We start from the raw sequence: 3888 nt of genomic DNA, 5'->3' as shown, positions 1-3888 counted from the left end.
CCGGGCCCTGAGCGGCCCGCCGCCCGCACGGCCCCGACGGGCCGTGTCCCCCGCACCGACCCCACCAGGAGCGCATCGCCTCATGGACGCCACCACCGTGACCGCCGCGGGCCCCGACACCGCCGCCCCGCAGCCCGAGCGCGACCTGCTGCTCCAGCGCACGCTGTTCTCGGGCCCGCGCCGGTGGGTCAACGACGACCTGTACTCGCGCATCGTGCGCGGTGTCGTGCGCCGCACCCGCGCCGAGCTGCACCTGGACGCCGGCGCGATCGTCGACACCAACACCTACTTCGGTCGGTTCGAGGCCTCCTACTGGCAGCGGTGGACCTGGGTCACCGAGCTCACCGTGCGCGTGTCCGTGGAGACGACCGGGCAGCTGGACGTGCTGGTCCGCGCGTCCGACATCGGCTCCCACGTGCGGACGGTGGACGTGGTCCACCACCACGGCGACGGGATGGCGGTGCTGCACGTGCCGGTCGACACGTTCACCGACGGTGGCGCGATGTGGTTGGAGCTGCACGCCGTGGACGCGCCGGCGACCGTGTCGGAGGTGGTGTGGAGTACGACGACGACGAGGCCCGCCCGCCGCGCCGCCGTGGCGATCTGCACGTTCAACAGGGCGGACGACTGTGCGGCCACCGTGGACTCGCTGGCCTCGGATCCCCTCGTCGCGGACCTCATCGACGACCTCTACGTCACGGATCAGGGCACCGATCTGGTGGAGACCCGCGATCCGTTCCGGCACGCGGCCGAGGAGTTCGGCGACCGGCTGCACTACCTGCGCCAGCCCAACCTCGGCGGCGCCGGGGGCTTCAGCCGCGGGCTGTACGAGGCCACCGCGCCGGGCGCCGCCGGCCCGGTGGACGTGCTGCTCATGGACGACGACGTCCGGGTGGAGCCGGAGACGGTGCTGCGCCTGTTCGCCTTCGCCGCCGTGACGCGCGAGCCGATGCTCGTCGGCGCGCAGATGCTGTACCTGTTCAACCCCGACTACCTGCTGGTCTCGGCCGAGCGCACGCAGCTCGACGAGCTCCGCGGCGGCCTGGACGCCGACGAGTACGCGCTGCGCGACGAGTCGGTCGTGGAGAACCGGCAGGAGCGGCGGATCGACGCCGAGTACAACGCCTGGTGGTCCTGCCTCATCCCGGGCGAGGCGGTGGAGGAGGTGGGCCTGCCGATGCCGTACTTCTTCCAGTGGGACGACATCGAGTACGGCCTCCGGTGCCGGCAGGCCGGGATACCCACCTGCACGCTGCAGGGCGCGGCCGTGTGGCACGCCGACTTCTACTGGAAGGACGGCGACGACTTCGGCCAGTTCTTCTCCCAGCGCAACTCGCTGGTCACCGCCGCGATCCGGCAGGGGATCGACCCGAAGAGCATGGCCAAGAACCTCGGGCGCAGTGTCCTGCGGGCGATGGTGGGCATGCAGTACGGGCTGGCGGCCACACGGATGCGGGGGATCGAGGCGTTCCTCGACGGGCCCGACGGCTCCCGCGGGATGGGCGACGGCGGGCAGGCCGCGCTCGCCGCGATCCGGGCCGAGCGCGCGGAGTACCCCGAGACCGCCAAGCTCGCGGTGGAGGCGCTGCCCGCCGGGATCGGCGTCGAGCGCAAGGTGGGGATCCCGCGCGAGGACCGCGAGGACCAGGTGCTGGCCAAGCGGCTGCTCACCCAGAAGCTCGGTCGGCAGCGCCGCGGCGTGGTGGCGATCCCGTACGAGGACGCCGCCTGGTGGCACGTGTCGCTGTTCGACGAGGTCTACGTGACCGACGCCTCGCAGACCGGTGTGCACCACCGGAAGGTCGACCCGGCGCGGGTCTCCGAGCTGCAGAAGCGGTTGGCGTCGCTGCTGGCCCGGTTCGTCCGCGAGGCGCCCGCCGCGCAGCGGCGGTGGCGCGCGGCCCAGGCCGAGCTCACGACCCGGGAGAACTGGGCGCGGCTCTACGGGGTGTAGCGGCGCCGCCGCGTTCAGGCGGTGACGAGCCCTGCCACGATGTTGGCGACGACGTGGACGACGGCGCCGGGGACGAACGTCCCGGTCCGGTGCCGGAGCCACCCCAGCGCGTAGCCCGCCGCGAACTGGATCACGACGATCGGCCACATGCCGGCGTCGATCAGGAGCAGCGCGAGGTGCGGGATGACGAACGCGGCCGCCTGCAGCAGGTTGCCCCGTGCGAAGCCGAGACGACGCACGAGGACGCCGCCGAGGAGTCCGCGGAAGAACACCTCCTCGCCCACCGCCCGCAGCGCGACGCCGACGACGGCTCCGGCCGAGGTGACCCGGGCGATCATGACGCCGGGATCGTCCACCACCTCGGCGGGCACCAGCGCGATCGCCGACCAGCTCGCCGCCACCAGGGGGATGAGCAGGACGAGCGCCCACCCGTAGGCCGAGGGCGCGCCCCACCGCACACCGATGCGGTCGAGCGCGGACGCGGGTGACCGGTCGCCCCGTCGCGACTGCACGACCACGTAGATCACCGCGGGAGCGAAGAAGAGCACGAACTCGATCACCGGCCCAGCCTGGATCCACAGGAACACCTCAGGCTGTTGTAGACGTGACAGCATAAAGTGTGAACCACATCACTCACCGTCTCGCCGAAGGGTGGTCACCATGTCCACGCGCATCCCTCCCGTCCCCGAATACGCGTCCACGCCGATGCAGGACCGCGTGCCCTCGCCGATGCCGTCATCGGTGTCCACGGTCACGCCGCGATCGGTCGAGGCGCCCGGACCCGCTCCCGAGCGGGCCCACGGCGGGGTCATCCCCCACGTGCGGGTCCGGCTCGGTGGCGTCGTCGCGTTCGCCGGACTGGCGGTCGCGCTGCTCAGCCTGTACCTGCCGTGGCTGTCGGGCGGCGGTTCCCCGGTCACCGCGATCGCCCTCACGGACGTCCTCGATCTGAGGGCGATGATGCCGATCAACTTCCTCGGCCTCATCGCGCTGTGCGCGCTCACCTCGATCACGCTCGTCACCCGGTTGGGTGTCTTCGCTCTGCTCAACGCCGCGGTGGCGACTCTCGTGCTGATCGCCCACTGCGCCTTCGTCTGGGTGCTCATCGGCTCGACCGGCGCCTCCGACCCGCTGATCTCGGGCCTGCCCGCGGGCACCTCGGTCTCGTACGGCCCGTATATCTCAGCGCTGGGCTTCCTCCTCGTGATCGCCGGGTCGGTCTGGGCCGCGCGGGCGGCTGAGTACCGGTGGCCGGACCGCGCCGAGGGGCACGCTCTGATGAAGGCGATGAAGGAGGCCGTCACGGGGTGAGTCCCTCGGGTGGCCCGCTGATCCACAGCCGCCCCGAATTCCACATCTGGCCGGCCCCGGCCCCGAGAACGACCGGGGCGCGGCCGTGTCCGGGGGCAGAGTGGGGGCATGAACACTCCGACCTCGCCCCCTGCCGCGCCGGCGACCGCGGCCGACGTCCTCGGGTTGCCGCCGGGGCCGCTCACCACGGCCGAACTGGCCGCCGCCGTCCCCGACGCCCGGGACCGCGGCCGCTACGAGCGCATATGGCACGGGATGTACCGACGCGATGACCAGCCCGACGACCTCCGGCTCCGCAATATCGCCCTGGCGCGGACCTGGCCGGACGGGGTGCTGCGCGGCCGCAGCGCCGCCCTGCTGTGGGGCGACGACTCGGTGCCCGCGGATGCCCCACCCGAAATCTGGCTGCCCTCGACGCGTCGGTCCCGCCCGGGTCGGATCTACCGCTACGGCACCCTGCCGCCGTCGGCTGTCACCGAGATCGACGGGTTGCGGGTCACCACCCCGCTGCGGACCTGCCGGGACCTGGCCGGCGACCTCGGGTTCGAGGATGCGGTGGTGTCGGTGGAGCGGCTGTGCGCGATGGTGCCCGAGCTGCCGGGCCAGCTGGCGGGCGCGCTCGA

3 protein-coding genes and 1 pseudogene are annotated in these 3888 nt (G+C 72.7%); 3 read left to right on the top strand and 1 reads right to left on the bottom strand.

Annotation, left to right across the window (positions count from 1 at the left end):
- Window positions 1-82: 82 nt before the first annotated feature.
- Entirely contained in the window at window positions 83-1954 is a 1872-nt protein-coding gene (locus G6030_RS13720; RefSeq protein ID WP_182643504.1) for a glycosyltransferase, read from the top strand.
- 14 nt (window positions 1955-1968) lie between these two features.
- Here the strand turns inward: G6030_RS13720 and G6030_RS13715 are convergent, their stop codons facing one another.
- Window positions 1969-2568 (bottom strand): CPBP family intramembrane glutamic endopeptidase, encoded by a 600-nt coding sequence (locus G6030_RS13715; protein ID WP_187701837.1) that lies wholly within the window; start codon window positions 2566-2568, stop codon window positions 1969-1971.
- A 46-nt stretch (window positions 2569-2614) separates the two neighbouring features.
- Between G6030_RS13715 and G6030_RS13710 the strand changes: the two genes are divergently transcribed.
- Both G6030_RS13710 and G6030_RS13705 read left to right on the top strand, forming a co-directional pair.
- Window positions 2615-3265 carry a hypothetical protein gene (locus G6030_RS13710; protein WP_007633394.1) on the top strand — a complete coding sequence of 217 codons (651 nt, stop codon included), beginning with the start codon at window positions 2615-2617 and terminating at the stop codon, window positions 3263-3265.
- Window positions 3266-3373: 108 nt separating this feature from the next.
- Window positions 3374-3888, top strand: a pseudogene (locus G6030_RS13705) (hypothetical protein); the annotation flags it as partial.

The sequence above is a fragment of the Dietzia sp. E1 genome (genome assembly GCF_014145015.1).
GTDB lineage: Bacteria > Actinomycetota > Actinomycetes > Mycobacteriales > Mycobacteriaceae > Dietzia > Dietzia cinnamea_A.
This window is presented reverse-complemented; position numbering and strand designations above follow the sequence as displayed.

Excerpts from the sequence above, each read along its gene's own strand:
- G6030_RS13715 (WP_187701837.1), bottom strand. The coding sequence starts at position 2,568 with ATGCTGTCACGTCTACAACAGCCTGAGGTGTTCCTGTGGATCCAGGCT.
- G6030_RS13710 (WP_007633394.1), top strand. The coding sequence starts at position 2,615 with ATGTCCACGCGCATCCCTCCCGTCCCCGAATACGCGTCCACGCCGATG.
- G6030_RS13720 (WP_182643504.1), top strand. The coding sequence starts at position 83 with ATGGACGCCACCACCGTGACCGCCGCGGGCCCCGACACCGCCGCCCCG.